The 16,795-nt window shown below is 45.0% G+C and carries 17 protein-coding genes and 1 pseudogene; 5 read left to right on the top strand and 13 right to left on the bottom strand.

What is annotated here, in order from left to right; translation table 11 throughout:
• Positions 1-158 precede the first annotated feature (158 nt).
• Positions 159-1,157, top strand: a complete 999-nt coding sequence (locus BT112_RS07540) for an NAD(P)H-dependent glycerol-3-phosphate dehydrogenase (protein WP_072316759.1) — start codon at positions 159-161, stop codon at positions 1,155-1,157.
• Positions 1,158-1,170: 13 nt separating this feature from the next.
• Here the strand turns inward: BT112_RS07540 and nadD are convergent, their stop codons facing one another.
• Genes nadD through BT112_RS07525 form a run of 3 tightly spaced genes read right to left on the bottom strand, consistent with a single transcriptional unit; the run spans position 1,171 to position 3,264 of the window.
• Positions 1,171-1,761: a nicotinate (nicotinamide) nucleotide adenylyltransferase gene (nadD, locus tag BT112_RS07535; RefSeq protein ID WP_072316911.1), complete on the bottom strand. Its 591-nt coding sequence runs from the start codon at positions 1,759-1,761 to the stop codon at positions 1,171-1,173.
• 26 nt (positions 1,762-1,787) lie between these two features.
• Positions 1,788-2,378: a guanylate kinase gene (gene gmk / locus BT112_RS07530; protein WP_072316758.1), complete on the bottom strand. Its 591-nt coding sequence runs from the start codon at positions 2,376-2,378 to the stop codon at positions 1,788-1,790.
• Positions 2,379-2,406: 28 nt separating this feature from the next.
• A complete protein-coding gene (locus BT112_RS07525) occupies positions 2,407-3,264 on the bottom strand; it encodes a YicC/YloC family endoribonuclease (protein WP_072316757.1) in 858 nt (285 codons plus the stop codon).
• A gap of 223 nt (positions 3,265-3,487) precedes the next feature.
• Here BT112_RS07525 and BT112_RS07520 point away from each other — a divergent pair, with 223 nt between their 5' ends.
• Positions 3,488-3,946, top strand: coding sequence for a hypothetical protein (locus BT112_RS07520; RefSeq protein WP_139276061.1), 459 nt, complete (start codon positions 3,488-3,490; stop codon positions 3,944-3,946).
• 75 nt (positions 3,947-4,021) lie between these two features.
• Here the strand turns inward: BT112_RS07520 and BT112_RS07515 are convergent, their stop codons facing one another.
• The 7 genes from BT112_RS07515 to BT112_RS07485 all read right to left on the bottom strand — a co-directional run bounded on the left by BT112_RS07515 (position 4,022) and on the right by BT112_RS07485 (position 11,651).
• Positions 4,022-4,783, bottom strand: a complete 762-nt coding sequence (locus BT112_RS07515) for a 3-keto-disaccharide hydrolase (RefSeq protein WP_072316755.1) — start codon at positions 4,781-4,783, stop codon at positions 4,022-4,024.
• 17 nt (positions 4,784-4,800) lie between these two features.
• A complete protein-coding gene (locus tag BT112_RS07510) occupies positions 4,801-5,562 on the bottom strand; it encodes a 3-keto-disaccharide hydrolase (RefSeq protein WP_072316754.1) in 762 nt (253 codons plus the stop codon).
• 37 nt (positions 5,563-5,599) lie between these two features.
• On the bottom strand, positions 5,600-6,670 hold the full coding sequence (locus BT112_RS07505; RefSeq protein WP_072316753.1) for a sugar phosphate isomerase/epimerase family protein: 1,071 nt from the start codon (positions 6,668-6,670) through the stop codon (positions 5,600-5,602).
• A 50-nt stretch (positions 6,671-6,720) separates the two neighbouring features.
• Positions 6,721-7,860 (bottom strand): Gfo/Idh/MocA family protein, encoded by a 1,140-nt coding sequence (locus tag BT112_RS07500; protein ID WP_072316752.1) that lies wholly within the window; start codon positions 7,858-7,860, stop codon positions 6,721-6,723.
• Positions 7,861-8,064: 204 nt separating this feature from the next.
• Positions 8,065-9,198 carry a Gfo/Idh/MocA family protein gene (locus tag BT112_RS07495; RefSeq protein WP_072316751.1) on the bottom strand — a complete coding sequence of 378 codons (1,134 nt, stop codon included), beginning with the start codon at positions 9,196-9,198 and terminating at the stop codon, positions 8,065-8,067.
• A 151-nt stretch (positions 9,199-9,349) separates the two neighbouring features.
• Positions 9,350-10,582 (bottom strand): MFS transporter, encoded by a 1,233-nt coding sequence (locus BT112_RS07490; protein ID WP_072316750.1) that lies wholly within the window; start codon positions 10,580-10,582, stop codon positions 9,350-9,352.
• Positions 10,583-10,640: 58 nt separating this feature from the next.
• A complete protein-coding gene (locus BT112_RS07485) occupies positions 10,641-11,651 on the bottom strand; it encodes a sugar phosphate isomerase/epimerase family protein (RefSeq protein WP_072316749.1) in 1,011 nt (336 codons plus the stop codon).
• Between the two features lie 141 nt (positions 11,652-11,792).
• On the opposite strand from BT112_RS07485, the gene BT112_RS07480 reads away from it, so the two are divergent.
• The 3 genes from BT112_RS07480 (at position 11,793) to BT112_RS07470 (ending at position 15,170) form a co-directional block, all read left to right on the top strand.
• Positions 11,793-13,505, top strand: coding sequence for a GMC oxidoreductase (locus tag BT112_RS07480; RefSeq protein WP_072316748.1), 1,713 nt, complete (start codon positions 11,793-11,795; stop codon positions 13,503-13,505).
• Between the two features lie 10 nt (positions 13,506-13,515).
• Entirely contained in the window at positions 13,516-14,157 is a 642-nt protein-coding gene (locus tag BT112_RS07475) for a gluconate 2-dehydrogenase subunit 3 family protein (RefSeq protein WP_072316747.1), read from the top strand.
• Positions 14,158-14,234: 77 nt separating this feature from the next.
• On the top strand, positions 14,235-15,170 hold the full coding sequence (locus BT112_RS07470; protein WP_072316746.1) for a hydroxypyruvate isomerase family protein: 936 nt from the start codon (positions 14,235-14,237) through the stop codon (positions 15,168-15,170).
• Between the two features lie 170 nt (positions 15,171-15,340).
• Here the strand turns inward: BT112_RS07470 and BT112_RS07465 are convergent, their stop codons facing one another.
• The 3 genes and pseudogenes from BT112_RS07465 to BT112_RS07455 all read right to left on the bottom strand — a co-directional run.
• A complete protein-coding gene (locus BT112_RS07465; protein ID WP_072316745.1) occupies positions 15,341-16,006 on the bottom strand; it encodes a VOC family protein in 666 nt (221 codons plus the stop codon).
• The gene (gene nudK / locus BT112_RS07460; protein ID WP_072316744.1) at positions 16,003-16,599 is read right to left on the bottom strand and encodes a GDP-mannose pyrophosphatase NudK; all 597 of its coding nucleotides are present in this window, start codon (positions 16,597-16,599) and stop codon (positions 16,003-16,005) included. Before nudK ends, BT112_RS07465 begins: the two co-directional genes overlap by 4 nt.
• Positions 16,600-16,621: 22 nt before the next feature.
• Positions 16,622-16,795: pseudogene (locus BT112_RS07455) on the bottom strand (IS5/IS1182 family transposase); the annotation flags it as partial.

The following is a 16,795-nucleotide window of genomic DNA, read 5'->3' as shown; positions in this document are numbered from 1 at the left end:
TTTAACTGTTTGATAGTGAAGAGATAATGAATTGCCGGGTTTTTTGGTTACTTTTGGTTAATGAAATTCCGGTTCTGAGCCTTCGGATAGAAAGCGGATAATCGGAATAATGGGGTTACGGAATATAAATTTTGTCAGACTTACAGAAATTTGATCTCATGAGTGCTATGAAAATTGCTGTTATCGGAGGAGGGAGCTGGGCTACTGCTATTGTGAAAATGTTATCGGAGAACCTGAAAGAAATCGGGTGGTATATGCGTAATACTTTTGTGAAAGAGCATATCCTGCACCAGGGCCATAACCCTAATTATCTCAGTGCGGTAGAATTCAAACCGGAACAATTGCGCCTTACCAATGACATCAATGAAGCCGTGCTATATGCAGATATCATAATTTTTGCCGTGCCGTCTGCTTTTTTGCATTCGGAACTGGAAAAACTGACGGTTTCTCTCAAAGACAAGATCATCTTCTCGGCCATTAAGGGGATCGTACCGGAAACCGGGCTTATCGTAGGGGAGCATTTTCATAAAGAATACGGGATGCCGCTCGAAAATATCGGGGTTATTACCGGGCCCTGTCATGCCGAAGAAGTGGCCCTCGAACGGTTGTCCTATCTTACGATTGCATGTGCAGATCCCAAAAAAGCCAAAATACTGGCCAAAAGCCTGGCCGGGGATTATATCAAAACCAAGATTTCCGACGACATCATCGGTACGGAGTACGCGGCCGTTTTAAAAAATATATATGCTATCGCAGCAGGGATTGCGCATGGCCTGGGATATGGAGATAATTTTCAGAGTGTGCTTATGAGCAATGCCATTCGCGAAATGCGGCGTTTTATAAAACGTGTACACCGGATGAAGCGTAATATAAATAATTCGGCTTACCTGGGCGATCTCCTGGTTACCGGATACTCGGTGTTTTCCCGGAACAGAATGTTCGGTAACATGATCGGAAAAGGATATACGGTAAAATCGGCAATGATGGAGATGAGTATGGTAGCCGAAGGATATTATGCGGCAAAAAGTGCCCATATCATCAATGAGAAACACGATAAAAAGATAAAGACACCGATTATGGATGCGGTGTACAATGTGCTTTATGAAGCTAAAGACCCTAAAAAGGTATTCAGGAAGCTTTCTGAGAAACTCGATTAGATCATAACCGGGTTTATCCCTGCCGGTAAAAGTTCATCTGATCGATGTATTCCCACACGCGGGGATGGAGCAGGGGGGTGACATTTTTCCCGACTTTGATATCCTGGCGTATGGCCGTCGAAGAAATTTCGATTACAGGGGCCTCAACCTTATGAACACGAGGATGATCCTGTAATGGGGAAGGATCAGGAGTTGGGCTTATCCTCGGATAGACATAGACCGCATGCTGTTGTAGAATCACTTCATAGTTTTTCCATTTGTGCAGGCCCTTAAGGTTGTCTTCTCCCATGATAAGACAGAATTCTCGTCCGGGATACTTTTCCTGTAAATGAGCAAGTGTATTGACGGTATAGTTGGGCTGTGGCAGTTTGAACTCAATATCGGACGGTTTTATTTTTTCGAGTTCTTCCGTAGCACGGAAAACCATCTCCAGGCGATGATGATCGGGGAGGAGCGTGTTTTTTTTCTTGAACGGATTGTGTGGAGTGACCACCAGCCATATTTCATCGAGATCGCTGTGCTCGGCAAAATGATTGGCAATAATGATATGCCCGATATGAACGGGGTTGAAGGTCCCGAAATAAAGTCCGGTTTTTTTGTGTATTTCCAAAGTGATGATCCGTATTGTGCTTACTGCTTGTTCACAAATTCGTCTACGAGTTTTTCCGCTTCTTCCAGCGCAGTATCAAGATCGTAATTTTTAATGATTTTATCAAACTGTGGCGCGGTAGCCAGTTCTACGGAAGCCTTGGCAATTCGCATATTGATCTTGTCTTCCGGTTCGGTTTTTCGTTTTTTCAACCTTATTTTCAGCTCATCGACACTGGGTGGTTTTACAAAAACAGCAAGGGTCTGCTCCGGGAATTTTTTCTTGATCCGAAGCCCGCCGGCAACATCGATATCAAAGATGACATGCTTGCCTTTGGCCCATATGCGCTCTACCTCGCTCTTCAGGGTACCGTAAAAATTGTCGCGGTAAACTTCTTCCCATTCCAGGAAATCTCCGTTTTTGATATGGTTTTTAAAGTCGTGAAGACTCAGGAAGTAATAATCTTTTCCGTCTACTTCATTGCCCCTGGGAGCCCGGGAAGTCGCAGAGATGGAAAAATCGAGATTTAGTTTTTCAATCCCCAGCAGGTGGCGTACTATAGTGGTTTTGCCACTCCCGGAAGGAGCAGAAAAGACAATGAGTTTACCTTTAATGGAGTCGTTGTTTGCCATATTATATCCGGTTTTAGTACGCTTAGCTTTACAGTACGTTAAGAACCTGTTCTTTGATTTTCTCGAGTTCGTCTTTCATCTGTACCACGAGCTTTTGCATGGGAGCATAATTGGCTTTGGAGCCGATGGTATTGATTTCGCGTCCGATTTCCTGGCCTATAAAACCTAATTTTCTCCCGTTTGAATCGTCAGATTGTAACGTAGTCATAAAGTATTCCAGGTGGTTGGAAAGGCGGACTTTCTCTTCGGTGATATCGAACTTCTCCAGATAATAGATGAGCTCCTGCTCAAAGCGGTTTTCGTCTACGTTTTCACGGACATCACTCACGGCTTTCTGGAGACGTTCCCGCACCTGCTCCATCCGCTCCGGATCGAGTTCTTTGACCTGGTCGAGAAGAGAGGAGATATTACGGATACGTAACAGAAAGTCATTTTCCAGCGCTTTTCCCTCTTCCGTACGGAATGTGTCGATTTCCACGAGGGCCTCGCGGAGAGCCTGGTTTATGGCTTCAAATTCGGTCTCGTCGATATCGCTGCGCTCTGTTTTGAGGGCATCAGGCATCCTGACGGCCATTTTTAACAGCTCGATTTCATCGCCGTCAACGATATTGCGGAGTTGTCTGATATATTCTTTAACCACAACGGGATTAACCTGTGAGGTGGTTTCTTCGCCGGTGATCTCTACATAAAGGCTGAAGTCTATCTTACCGCGAACCAGCTCATTGGCAATAGTATTGCGCATTTGCAGTTCTTTTTCCCGGTAAAGGGAAGGTATCCTGGCATTGACATCCAGGTTTTTGCTGTTGAGCGATTTGAGCTCTACGGTTATTTTTTTGGTGGAAAGCTGAATTACAGACTTTCCGAAACCTGTCATAGATTTTATCATCCGGTTTGTTTAAAGAAAAGTTGCACAAAGGTAAGTAAAATCAAAAAGTTTAGAAAAATGTTTGAAATATAGATCAATATTGAGGTACAGAGGTGGACGGAATTTTTCAAGGAAGATAGAACAACTGCTCTGAATATTATAAATGCATATTTGTTGCGTTTATAGTGTTTTCAACAGTATGCTTTCTGTAAAACAAAAAAATGAATTTAAATTACCGCAAATTATGTATGCGTGCTCTTTCGGGGTCTCACTCCTGATACCTTCGTTAAAAAAAGACGGGTTTACTGTAGCATCGAGGCAATTCCGCGTAGCTCTTTTACCGGCTATGAAATTCTTTTACGGGGCATACTATTCCGAATATGATTTGTCGGTAAAACGCGATCAGTTATACATAGCGCTTTACAATACTTTTGAAAGTAATCCCCCTGTGTTTTACCCTGAAAAATATAAAAATGATTTTGAAATTTTAAGTGTAGAAAAGGATGGGGAGGTTTTCGTAAATGAGAATGGGATTATAAGTATCGACAAGGAAAGCGGCGCGGTAAAAGTAGCTCATAATCACGTGCTGCAACAAAGGTGTTATAAGATATGGGTACAGGCCAACGTCTCTACGGGACTGACTTTTGAAACAACATTAACCCTGATTATGGAGCCGCCGTCGGAAGATGGACATCAGCATTGAAGAAGTGTAAGTACTAAAAATACAATGGCCGGGATTTTTTTCCGGCCATTGTATTTTTGTATGGTATGGTGGCTTTTAGAGTTCCCGTATCCAGATATTCCTGTAACTTACGGCGCTACCGTGATCCTGTAAGCGGATAGGGCCTTCGCCATGCGGATCGTTTTTGGGCCATCCGATGTATTCGGTCGTACCTTTTATCAGGACGTGATCCTGTACAAGGATACCATTGTGTAATACGGTAACGGTGGCAGGTTTGGTCTTATTACCGGCTTCGTCAAATTCCGGAGCATGATAAATGATATCATAGGTATTCCAGTCCCCGGTTTTTACGGAAGCTTTGGCCAGGGGAACAAATTGCTTGTATACCGCCCCTACCTGTCCGTTAACATAGGTGTCGTTATCGTTGTTGTCCAGTACCTGGATCTCGTAACGATCCTGGAGGAAGATACCGCTGTTTCCCCGGTTTTGTCCGTCTCCCTCTATTTTTTCGGGAGATCTCCACTCTATATGTAGCTGAACGTCGCCAAAACTTTTTTTGGTCTGGATGTCTCCTGCACCAGGCTTGACAGACATACTCCCGTCGCGGTTTAAAGTCCATGAAGCTTTGGATCCGCTTTTTGTACTTACCCACGCATCGAGATTTTTACCATCAAACAGGACGGTCGCATCACTTGGTGCCTTGTCTTTTGTGGCAGGGGTAACTGTAGGCGGAACGGGCTCATAAAATTCCGTTTCCTCAGGTTTTGTTGGTTCTTTTTCTCCTTTGTGATTGTCCTGTGCCTGTGTGTACAGGGCGCTGAAGAGACAAATGGTCATAAAAAAATGTGTCTTTTTCATCTTTTCTGCATCAGGGATTAAAGTTCTTTGATCTTGATGTTGCGAAACCAGACCTGGTTACCGTGATGCTGCAGCCCGATTTTTCCGGTTTCATAAATACCGAAACCTTTCCATCCGTCAAATTTGGATTTTTTCACCATTTCTTTCCAGGCTTCTCCCTGTACGGGGAATTTTACGATCTCCACACCGTTGAGCCATACTTTTCCCTCATTGGAACGGTGGTCTATTTTCAGGACCATGGTATTCCATTCTCCGGCAGGTTTGGCGACGTCCTCGGAAGGGGGGACCATGTCATAAAGTGCTCCGGACTGGTGTGTTTTTCCGGCTTTGGCATCCGGATGTCTTTCATTGTCGAGTACCTGGATCTCCGGTCCGGTCTGGTAGGGCTCATGGAGTTCGGGATCTTCTTTGACACCCCAGAAAACACCACTGTTACCGCCTTCGGAAATCTTCCATTCCAGGGAGAGTTCAAAATCGGTATAATCCTTATCGGTGACGAGGTTTTTACCTCCGGTCTTATTGGTGTTGTCCGGGGTGAGCACCATGGCCCCGTCCTGAACACTCCATTCCGGGGATATCTTGTCCGAATTGTATCCGTGCCACCCGGCAAAGGTCTTACCGTCGAAAAGAGAAACCCATTCGCTTTTATTTGTGTTTTCGTCTTTGGCTGTTACGGTTTTCTCTTCCTTTGAAGCCGCGTCCTGTGTGTTTTTTTTGCCTGCCTCTTTGCATCCGGCCATAAGGGTGAGTGCAAGAGCAAAATAACTTATTGTTTTCATCTGTTTGTGTTTATTAGTTTTTTTATCCGGGAGACTATTATTTCAATCCCAGTATTTTTTTTAGTTTGTCATCGTTTATTTCGGCTCCGGCAAAATCGTCAAAAGCCTTTTCCGTAGCCTCGATGATATGGCTCTGTATAAAAGGAGCTCCTTCTCGGGCCCCCTGTTCGGGCGATTTTATACAGCACTCCCATTCCATAACAGCCCAGACATCGCATCCGTATTGTGTAAGTTTGGAGAAAATGGTTTTAAAGTCTACCTGGCCATCACCGAGAGACCGGTATCTTCCGGCACGATCTCTCCAGTCGTTGAATCCGCCGAAAGCTCCTTTTTTTCCGGTAGGATTGAATTCGGAATCTTTGACGTGAAATGCTTTGATAAATTCATGATAGTGATCGATGTAAGTGATATAATCGAGCTGCTGAAGAACGAAGTGACTGGGGTCGTACAGGATATTTACCCTTTTATGGTTGTTTGTCGCTTTGAGAAACCTCTCGAAAGTATCTCCGTCATGAAGGTCTTCCCCGGGGTGGATCTCGTAACATACATCCACATCATTTTCATCGTAAACATCGAGAATGGGTTTCCAGCGTTTTGCGAGTTCTTCAAATCCCATCTCCACTAATCCGGGCGGACGTTGCGGCCACGGGTGGGCTGTATGCCAAAGCAGTGACCCGGAGAAAGTGGCATGTGCCTTCAGCCCGAGCCTTCGACTGGCAATCGCAGCTTTTTTCACCTGGTCTACGGCCCATTCGGTACGGGCTTTGGGATTGTTCTTGTATTTATCGGGGGCAAAATTATCGAACATGACGTCGTAGGCGGGATGAACGGCTACCAATTGTCCCTGGAGGTGGGTAGAGAGTTCTGTGATCTCGAGTCCGTAAGAACCAACTTTGGCTTTGAGTTCGTCACAATAATCCTGTCCTTCCGATTCGTCTGCACTTCCTGCTTTGTCCAGGTCGATAAGGAATGTTTCCGGTGTGGGTATCTGAATACCTTTGTATCCCAGTCCGGCGGCCCATTTGCACATGCCGTCCAGGGTGTTGAAAGGCGCTTTATTGTCTACAAATTGTGCCAGAAATACGGCGGGGCCTTTGATCGTTTTCATTATTAAGACGTTATTTGTTAAACTTAAGATTTACAGTTTTGAGTCCGTTTTTACAGGTTGACCCATGCCGAATTTTCCGCATCGCTTTTCACGGCGGCATGAATAAAGCGAACACCCTGTACGCCGTCGTGGACAGACGGGTAGTCGGGCTGACGGACAGGATGCCCATCCAGGACACTCATCAGGTGTTCTGCGAAACTGCGATAGATCGTGGCAAAGGCTTCGAGATATCCTTCGGGATGCCCCTTGGGAATACGGGAAACCGCCCTGACATCGTCATATATCGCATTGCCGTCGGGAGTGAGCGTTTGCTCGGGTTTATCCACCCATTTTACGTAGAGCCGGGTCGAGTCTTCCTGATTCCATTGCACACTGCCTTTACTGCCGTAAACCCGTATGGACAGGTCGTTCTCTTCTCCTACGGCAATCTGGGAGATGGACATGGTACCCTTGGCTCCGTTCTGCATACGAAACAGGATGTTCCCGTCATTGTCCAGTACCCTGCCTTCTCCTATTCTGCCAAGGTCGGCAGCTATTTCGGTGATGCGGGTGCCCGTGATATAGGAAACCAGATTATCGGCATGCGTGCCTATATCAGCAAGAGAACCTCCTACGCCCGATTTTGAAGGGTCGGCTCTCCAGGGTTTTATAGCAGCCTGTTCGCTGAGCTCTGCGGCCATCCATCCCTGGAGATACTGTACATGAATTTTCCGGATGTCGCCAAGCTCACCGTTTTCCACCATTTTCCGGGCTTGCTTTACCATGGCATTCCCGGTGTAATTGTGTGTAAGGGCAAATAACAGCCCGGTTTCTTTAACCAGTTTTTCAAGCGTTTCGGCTTCTTCTACAGTCAGTGTCATAGGCTTGTCGCAAACGACATGAAAACCGTTTTCCAGGGCTATCTTTGCAGGTTCGAAATGCAGATGATTGGGCGTTACAATGGTAACAAAGTCCATACGTTCCCCTTCGGGTAATTGTTTTTCACTTCGTATCATTTCTTCAAAACTACCATAACACCTGTCTTCGGGGAGATAGAGCGATTTTCCGGTTTCTCTGGATTTTTCGAGCGTGCTGCTGAAAGCACCGCACACCAGTTCTATCATACCGTCCATAGCTGATGCTTTGCGATGTACACCGCCCATAAAAGACCCGGTACCGCCACCAACCATACCCATTCTGAGTTTTCTCATTTTTTACTGTTTATTGTTAACCACTCGTTAGTCAATATTTTTTACGCTTTTTGTATCCCGCCAAAATTTTCCGGGATGCCTAAAAAGTACAAAATATATGTGGAAAACGCATGGCTTTTAACGCTTGTTTTCTCCTCCGGGTTCCTGCCGGAGACCGGAAGGGGATGTTGTTATTTCCCTTTACAGCTTTGATCGTTGTAATATTTACACTTTTATCCAGGTATTCCCCTGCTTATGAGACTCTACTACTTTTTCGATAAAGTTCATCCCCCGGACGCCGTCATTTATGGTAGGGAACTCTCCGGGATGGTATTTTTCCTTGCGGATAGCCTTTGCTACACCTTTGTATATATTGCCCATAGAGTCGAATATTCCTTCGGGATGTCCGGGAGGCAGTTTACTGCCGTCGAGCGATAAAGCACTGTTATAGGCATGTCCGGGTTTCAATACTTTGAGGGGTTCATCTTCGGTAAGATGGTACAGGTAATTCGGGTTTTCCTGTTCCCATTTAAGTCCTCCTTTATTGCCGTATATACTTACAGTGAAGTTGTTTTCTTCTCCGGTAGCGATCTGGCTGGTACGGATCAGGCCTTTCACAAATTCGGAAAAGCGCAGTAATACGGTACCGTCGACATCCATTTTGTTATCGCTGTACACATAGTTGAGGTCGGCCAGGATTTCTTTTACTTCCATTCCGGTTACATATTCGATCATGTCAAATGCGTGGGTACCTATATCACCTATACAGCAGCTGATCCCCGATTTTTCCGGGTCGAGTCTCCAGGTAGTCGACCGTTTGGCCTTGTCGTGGATAATAGGGTTAATCCATCCCTGGTAATACTGTACATCAATTTTTTGCACGGTTCCGATAGCTCCGGAGGCAATCATTTCTTTCATCTGGCGTATCATGGGATACCCCGTGTACGTATATGTTACAGCAAATATGGTTTTTGATTTATCCAGGGTATCCCGGAGGATCCCGGCTTCTTCATACGTAGTAGTCATCGGTTTTTCGCAGATGACGTTAAAACCGTTTTCCAACAGTTTTTTGGCCATGGGGAAGTGAAGAAAATTGGGCGTAAGTATGGATACCACCTGCATTCTTTCCGTTTCCGGGAGTTTGAGTTCTTCCGCGATAAGCGTATCGAAATCCTTGTACACCCTGTCGGTAGGAATGCCTATTTTTTCGGCAAAACCTGTGTTTTGTTCCAGATCGGGGTTGAATACACCGCCTACCAATTGATAACTATCATACATGGAAGAAGCAACGCGGTGTAATACACCGATTAACGAATCGCCACCGCCTCCGAGAATACCTAATCTTATTTTAGTGCTCATTTTTAAGTAGTGTGTTATTTGTTGTAATACTGATTTTGAATTGAAAGGGTTAAAAACGTAACGAAAACCCCGGTAACCCGGGATTTTCGTTTGTTAGTACTGCACGTCCGATGAAGATATCTTTATCTTCAGGGCTATTGCCTATAGGGCATTATGCGTTTTTATATTCTACTTTTTCATTCTTAAAGAGAATGATGAAGAATATCATTACACCCAGGGCGAAAACTGCAGGGAAAACCCATATGTTCTCCCAGCTGTGAGAACCGTCTGCCTGAAGGTATTTGTCTGTTATTTCTCCTGCTACCCAGAAGCCGATAAGCATTCCTACTCCATAGGTGGCCAGAGTAATAAGCCCTTGTGCCGCACTTTTGTACTTGGCACCGGCTTTGGTATCGGTATAGATCTGCCCCGAAACGAAGAAAAAGTCATAACAAAGCCCATGCAAGGCTATACCTATGATAAGCATAAAGGCAGTTTCGCCGGAGTCGCCATAAGCGAACAGGAGGTAACGTACTGTCCATGCCAGCATTCCGGCCAGGATAGTCTTTTTAAAGCCGAATCTCTTAAAAAAGAACGGCAGTAAAAGCATAAACAGAACTTCGGAAGCCTGCCCGAAAGCCATCTTTTCCGTAGGGTTCTGTAACCCTACTTCGGTGAGGAACGGGTGTGTATTCTGGTAGTAGAATGCCAGTGGTATACATATGAGTACCGAGGAGATGAAAAACATCAGGAAATTTTTGTCTTTCAGTAATTTCAGCGCTTCGAGTCCCAGTACATCAGACAAGGTTACTTTTTCTCCCTTGGCCACTTTAGGGGGTGTTTTTGGTAGTGTAAAACTGAAGATACCCAGTATTCCGGAAGCTACTGCAGTCATTAAAAAGGTGTTCTTAAGCATACCGTTTTCTACGCCTTCCGGAGAATCCCAATGGAAGATACGGCTTATGAGTACTCCGGCAATGATCCATCCTATGGTGCCGAAAACGCGGACAAAGGAAAACTCTTTGGCGGGGTCTTTCATTTGGTTAAAGGCTACGGAGTTTACCAGGGCCAGGGTAGGCATGTACAGGATCATATAGCCGAGTACATACGGGTAAAAAGCTGTAAAATCTGTTGTGCCCGCCATTTGGTACATCAGTACCGCACCTACAAGATGAAGGATCCCCAGGATGCGTTCGGCATTAAAATACCGGTCTGCGATAAGACCTATAATAAAAGGAGCGATAATGGCTCCCCATGACTGTGTGGAGAAGGCCTGGGCCGATTGCCCGGCAGAGGCATCAAGGTTGTGCCCGAGGAAAGTACCAAGGGAAACAAACCATCCTCCCCAGATGAAAAATTCGAGGAACATCATCAGAGAGAGCTGGAACTGGATTTTTTTATTCATAAGAAATTATTGGATTTTTAGGGATTGACAGGTGAGAAATATATTTGTTTTTTTCGGGTTATGAAACTTTTTTCGCTGCATTTATCAACAGGGCCTTTGTGGCTTTGATACCTTCTTCTTCACTGAGTCGGTCTCCTTCGTATTCCACACCGATATATCCGGTGTATCCGGCATTTTTGACAATCTGTAACATTTTTACATAGTCTATGGTAGTCTCGTTGCCCGCCTCATCAAAATCGTACGATTTGGCACTTACCGACCTGGCATACGGCATGAGTTCTTTGACTCCTTTATATTTGTCGTACTCTTCCACACAGGGAGCACCCCAGAGTTTGTCGTCTTCCCTTTTCAGACAGAAGTTGCCGAAGTCAGGGAGTGTTCCGCAATTTTTCATATTCACTGCTTTCATGACATCCGTTAGCAAAACGGCGTCCGAAGAAAAGTGTCCGTGATTTTCCACCAGGATGTTGATATTCGATTTTGCAGCGTATTCGGAAAGGGCAGAAAGGCCCTCGGCAGCATATTTTTTCCAGGCATCCGGTTGTTTTTCCCCGAACAGATTAACGCGAATGGAATGGCATCCTAATGCGGCTGCGGCATCTACCCACTTGTGATGATTCTCTACAGCCTTATTTCGTTCCTTATTGCTCTTAATGGCCAGATCGCCTTCTGCATCTACCATAATAATAAGATTTTTCATGTTGTGATCAGCGCTGCGTTGTTGGAGTTCACGGACCAGATTATCCATGGCCATGGCGGAAGAGGAGTTTTTTTTCAGCTCACCGGTATAGAGTTGGCTGACATATTCAAGACCTTCAAATCCCCACGCACTTGCTTTTTCTGCAAAATTCAAAGGGTTAAAACCTTGTTCGATGATCATCCGGTGTATAGACCACTGGGCCAGAGATAATTTGAAAAACGGGAGACTTGCTGTTTCCACAACGGTTTCTTCCGGTAAAGTCGCCGATGTATTTCTGTCTTTTTTAGGATCCTTACAGGCATATAGTCCTAACAGCGATAAAGCGAGGCCTGCTTTTCCGGAATTTCCGATAAAATTTCGTCTGTTCATCGTAAAGGGTATTAAATTTCAGAATTGCTAAAATAATAAGTTTTAAAAGTAATATGTGTTTATCTTACAAAAAAATTATCGAAAAATATATAAAATTTATATATTTGAAGCTTACTCTAATATAAAAATAAATACAAAATAATGGGCACTATGTATTACAACCCTCCGCAGGAGGAGTACGATGCTATTGTTATAGGCACCGGTGTGAGTGGCGGATGGGCTGCTAAAGAATTGTGTGAAAAGGGGTTAAAGACGTTGGTTCTGGAACGTGGTCGAATGGTCAGACACATCGAAGACTATCCGACAATGCACCTGGACCCCTGGGATATGGAAAACGGGGGAGCCCCGACACAGGAAGACCTCCGTAAGCAGGCCAAGCAAGCCAGAACCGGATATACCGTAAGGCAGGACTGTAAGCATTTCTTTGTAAATGATCTGGAGCATCCTTATAATGAAGTAGAGCGTTTTGATTGGATGCGTGGGTATCACGTAGGCGGGCGTTCTATCATGTGGGGAAGACAGAGCTATCGGCATAGTGATATCGATTTTGAAGCAAACTTAAAGGAAGGTATAGCCGTAGACTGGCCTATACGGTATAAAGATATTGCACCCTGGTATGATTATGTAGAAAAACATATCGGTGTAAGTGGTGAAAAACTCGGACTTCCGCAATTGCCTGACGGACAGTTTTTGCCGCCGATGGAACTTTACTGTGTGGAAGAGGACCTTAAAAAAGCCATGTCCAACAAGTTTAAAGATGGCAGGTTATTAACCATTGGCCGGGTAGCGCACCTTACAGGCGGACAGTTTGACGGAAGAAGCCACTGCCAGTTCCGTAACAGATGTATGCGCGGATGTCCGTTTGGCGGGTATTTCAGCAGTAATTCTTCTACACTACCTGCTGCGGAGCGTACCGGGAATATGACATTGAGGCCATATTCTATTGTACATGAAATTATGTATGATAAGGATAAGAAGCGTGCTACGGGAGTACGTGTTATTGATGCCGAGAGTAATGAAACATACGAATACAAAGCTAAGGTTATCTTTGTCTGTGCTTCGGCTATAGGTTCTACTTCTATTCTGATGCAATCCAAGTCGGAGCGTTTCCCCGAAGGTATGGGTAACGATTCCGGAGAACTCGGGCACAATCTGATGGACCACCATTTTCAGGTAGGAGCATCTGCCAAGGTAGAGGGATACGAAGACAAGTATTTCAAAGGAAGAAGGCCAAACGGATTTTATATTCCACGGTTCCGTAATCTCGGAGGAGATACCGACAAAAAAGATTTCGTTCGCGGATACGGTTACCAGGGAGGTGGCGGAAGAGGAGACTGGGCGTCTTCGGTAAAAGAGCTTACCTACGGAAAAGAACTGAAAGAAGCCATCCTGAAGCCGGGAGAATGGAGTATAGGAATGACGGCTTTCGGTGAAATGCTGCCACATCACGATAACAAAATGACGCTGGATTACGACAAGAAAGACAAATGGGGACTTCCTACGGTAACTTTCGATGCCAAATTCAGGGAGAATGAGTTTAACATGCGTAAAGATATGAAACAGCAGGCTATGGAAATGCTCGAGTCTGCCGGTTTTAAGAATATAAGTTCTTATGACAATCCGGGAGCTCCCGGGCTGGGGATCCACGAAATGGGAACCGCGCGTATGGGAAGAGATCGGAAGACTTCCGTACTTAACGGAAACAACCAGATACATGATGTGCCTAACGTATATGTTACCGATGGTGCCGCAATGACTTCGGCGAGTTGTGTTAACCCGTCTCTGACCTATATGGCACTTACGGCCAGGGCAGCGGAACATGCGGTTAATGAGCTTAAAAAAATGAATATATAATACCAATGCCATGCAAAGAAGAGAAGTAATAAAAAATATAGGATTATCCCTTGGGTTCGTCGCGGCGACTCCGACGCTCATGAGTATACTCCAGAGTTGTACCAGTGATCCGAAAGTAACCTGGACCCCGGAATTCTTTACTCAGGAAGAAGGTAGCGTGTTGTCTAAAATGGTGGATGTTATTCTTCCGAAAACGGATGATTTGCCGGGTGCTGCCGAACTCAATGTCCCACAGTTTATCGATAAATACATCAAGGAAGTGTACAGCCCGGAAGACCAGAAACTGGCAAAAGACGGGATGCGTGCTTTTACGGCCAAACTCGGTGTGGAAGATCCTAAAGACCTTCCCGGAGTAAAAGATAAAGATGTGGAAAAAATTATAGCTGATGCCCTGAGTCTCGGTGAAGATCAACGCAGAGACCTGGACAGGAAATTGAGGGCCTATAAAGGTTCGGACGATGGTGCCGCCCCGGAGAACCAGGATGCCCTGGTTTTTGGTTTTGTCAAAGACGTTCGCGGAAAAACCATATACGGATTCAAAATCAGTGAATACATCGGAGAAGAGGTTCTCGCTTACGATCCGATCCCCGGAAAACAACAGGGATGTATCTCGCTGGAAGAAGCCACCGGTGGAAAACTCTGGTCTTTGTAACGGTTAAATCAAAGGCTCTTGTTTTCCTTTTGAATTTCTCAAAAGAAAATACATACAGCGTACTAAACCAACCTATCGTGAAACGCAGAACATTTGTACAAAATTCTATAATGGCAACACTCGGGGCTTCGGTAACTACTGCCGGAGCTCTTGGTTTTACCGAAGAGAACAGGATAAAGAAGAATTCGGGGAAACATAAATTCAATTTGAAGTATGCCCCCCATGACGGAATGTTTAAACACAATGCCGGAGGAGATATTATATCGCAGCTGGAATACATGGCCGATCAGGGCTTTACTGCTTTCGAAGATAACGGCATGAGCGGACGTCCTGTAAACGTACAGGAAGCCATTGCAAAAACCATGCAAGACCTCGGCATGGAAATGGGGGTCTTCGTAGCTCATAAAATCTACTGGACAGAACCCAACCTCACCAGTGGTGACCAGGGTAAGAGAGAAGAGTTCCTTGCAGACATAAAGAAGTCTGTAGATGTGGCTAAACGGGTCAATGCCAAATGGGTGACCGTAGTACCGGGATATAAGGATTTTCGAAAGGAACCCGGGTATCAGACCGCCCATGTGGTTGAATCTCTGAAGCAGGCTGCGGGTATCCTGGAACCTCATGGTATTGTCATGGTGCTGGAACCCCTGAATTATATGAATCACCCGGGATTATTCCTCGAGAAGTCCGCACAGGCTTTTGAAATATGTAAAGCTGTAAATTCGCCGTCCTGTAAGATATTGTACGATATCTACCACCAACAGATCACAGAAGGCAACCTTATACCCAATATTGAAGCAAGCTGGGATGAGATTGCTTATTTCCAGGTAGGGGACAATCCCGGAAGGAATGAACCTACCACAGGAGAAATCAACTATAAAAATGTCTTTAAATATATTTACGATAAAGGCTTTCAGGGTGTAGTGGGTATGGAACACGGAAACTCCCGGCCTAACGGCGAAGGAGAACTTGCTGTTATCGAAGCCTATAAGACCGTAGATGATTTTCTGTAACGGATGAAAAATACAAAGGCCCGGCTTTTGGAGCGCTGATCGTAAAACCGAGAGGGCGTCTGAAAAGTTTTTTCATCTCCCCCCGAGATTTGCGTATTTGAGATTGTTCTCGGATACCTACCCGAATAAAAAAGAGGCTGTTTAGGTAGCCTCTTTTTTTAGGTGTGGATCTATCGTATTTTGCCCCTGTTTATGGTATGCTCGGTGCCGTCTACGGTGAATACGACCTTTAGAGGAAAATTATTGGATTTTTGTTTTGTCGGATACCAGTCCCGGCCTGTAGCAGCCAGGATAAAAAGGCCTTCGTCATCTCCCATGGCTGTAAAGTGTTCATGGGGTGGTTGTTTTTCGTATATCGGGACATCATAAGTGCTCCGGAGTTTTTCAGCCAGTTGAGGAACATCGTCGCTTACCAGACCGATCTCGCTGATATTAAGAATAGATTTTCCACCAAACGTTTCTTCCGAGGTTTTCCCGCGGTCATAACGGGTAATGTATTCCAGGATATTTCCGTTGTTGTCCCGAAAATAGAAAGACCTGGCATTCCAACGTGAAAAATCGGCTATAGTGTCGGTATTCTCCTCCGAGATAAACAGGATGCCCAATTGTCCTTTGAGTAAGGAATGTGCTTCTTCGAGCTTATTGTTGGGGATATCAAAAGCGATATGGTAGACCGGTTCCGTGTTTTTCGTAAGGTGAAATGCGAGCAAGGTATCTCCTGCCTGTATATGCAGGGAATCACGATACGTTTTTACGGGCAATCCAAGTATTTCCCGGTAAAAAAACGTGGTTTCTTCGGGCTGATCCGTGCATATATGTATTTCTTTCAGCTTCATAGTACCTGGTCATTAAGCAGATCTTGTGTTTGAGCATATAAGAGAAGCATTATGGTTTTTGCATCCTTTATTCTTCCATCGGCAATCATAAGCAGGGCTTCGTCAAAAGAAATTTCGAGGACCTCGATGTCTTCGTGTTCACTGGCAAGCCCGCCACCATTGCCGACTTTCATATCGGCGGTATATTCTCCGGTGAAAAAATGGATGATTTCGGTTACGGCTCCTGGTGACATATAAGCTTCAAAAACCTTGCATACTTTATCTATTTTATATCCGGTTTCCTCTTCGACTTCCCTCTTGATACAGGCTTCCGGTTTGTCTTCATCGAGCAGACCGGCACACGCCTCGATAAGCATGCCATCGGAATTGCCATTCATATAGGTGGGGATACGGAATTGCCGAATCAGCAGGATAGTCTGTTTTTCCCTGTTGAAAAGTAATATCACAGCACCATTACCGCGATCGTACACTTCTCTTTGCTGCCGCTGCCATTTTCCATCGCTGCCAAGATATTCGAAAGTCGCTTTTTCCAAGGTGTACCAGTTGTCCGACAGTATATCGGTCTTTAGATTTCTGATTCGCGAATCGGTCATGACTACAGATTAAATTTAGAGGTCATCTGAACTTTTTAGGTTTATAGAATTTTTTTAGTGCAATAGCTATAAAAGCGAGATAATTAAATCCCTTCCAGCTTGTTGTGGTAGTATCGAACCTGTTGAGCAGAGATCGATAGCTATCCATCCATGCGTTTGTTCTCTCAATGGCATATCGTTCTTCATATAATTTTTC

It is taken from the genome of Sinomicrobium oceani, from assembly GCF_900119185.1.
In the GTDB taxonomy this organism is placed as follows: domain Bacteria; phylum Bacteroidota; class Bacteroidia; order Flavobacteriales; family Flavobacteriaceae; genus Sinomicrobium; species Sinomicrobium oceani.
Note: the sequence above shows the minus strand (reverse complement) of the source record. Positions and strands in the feature narration are given on the sequence as shown.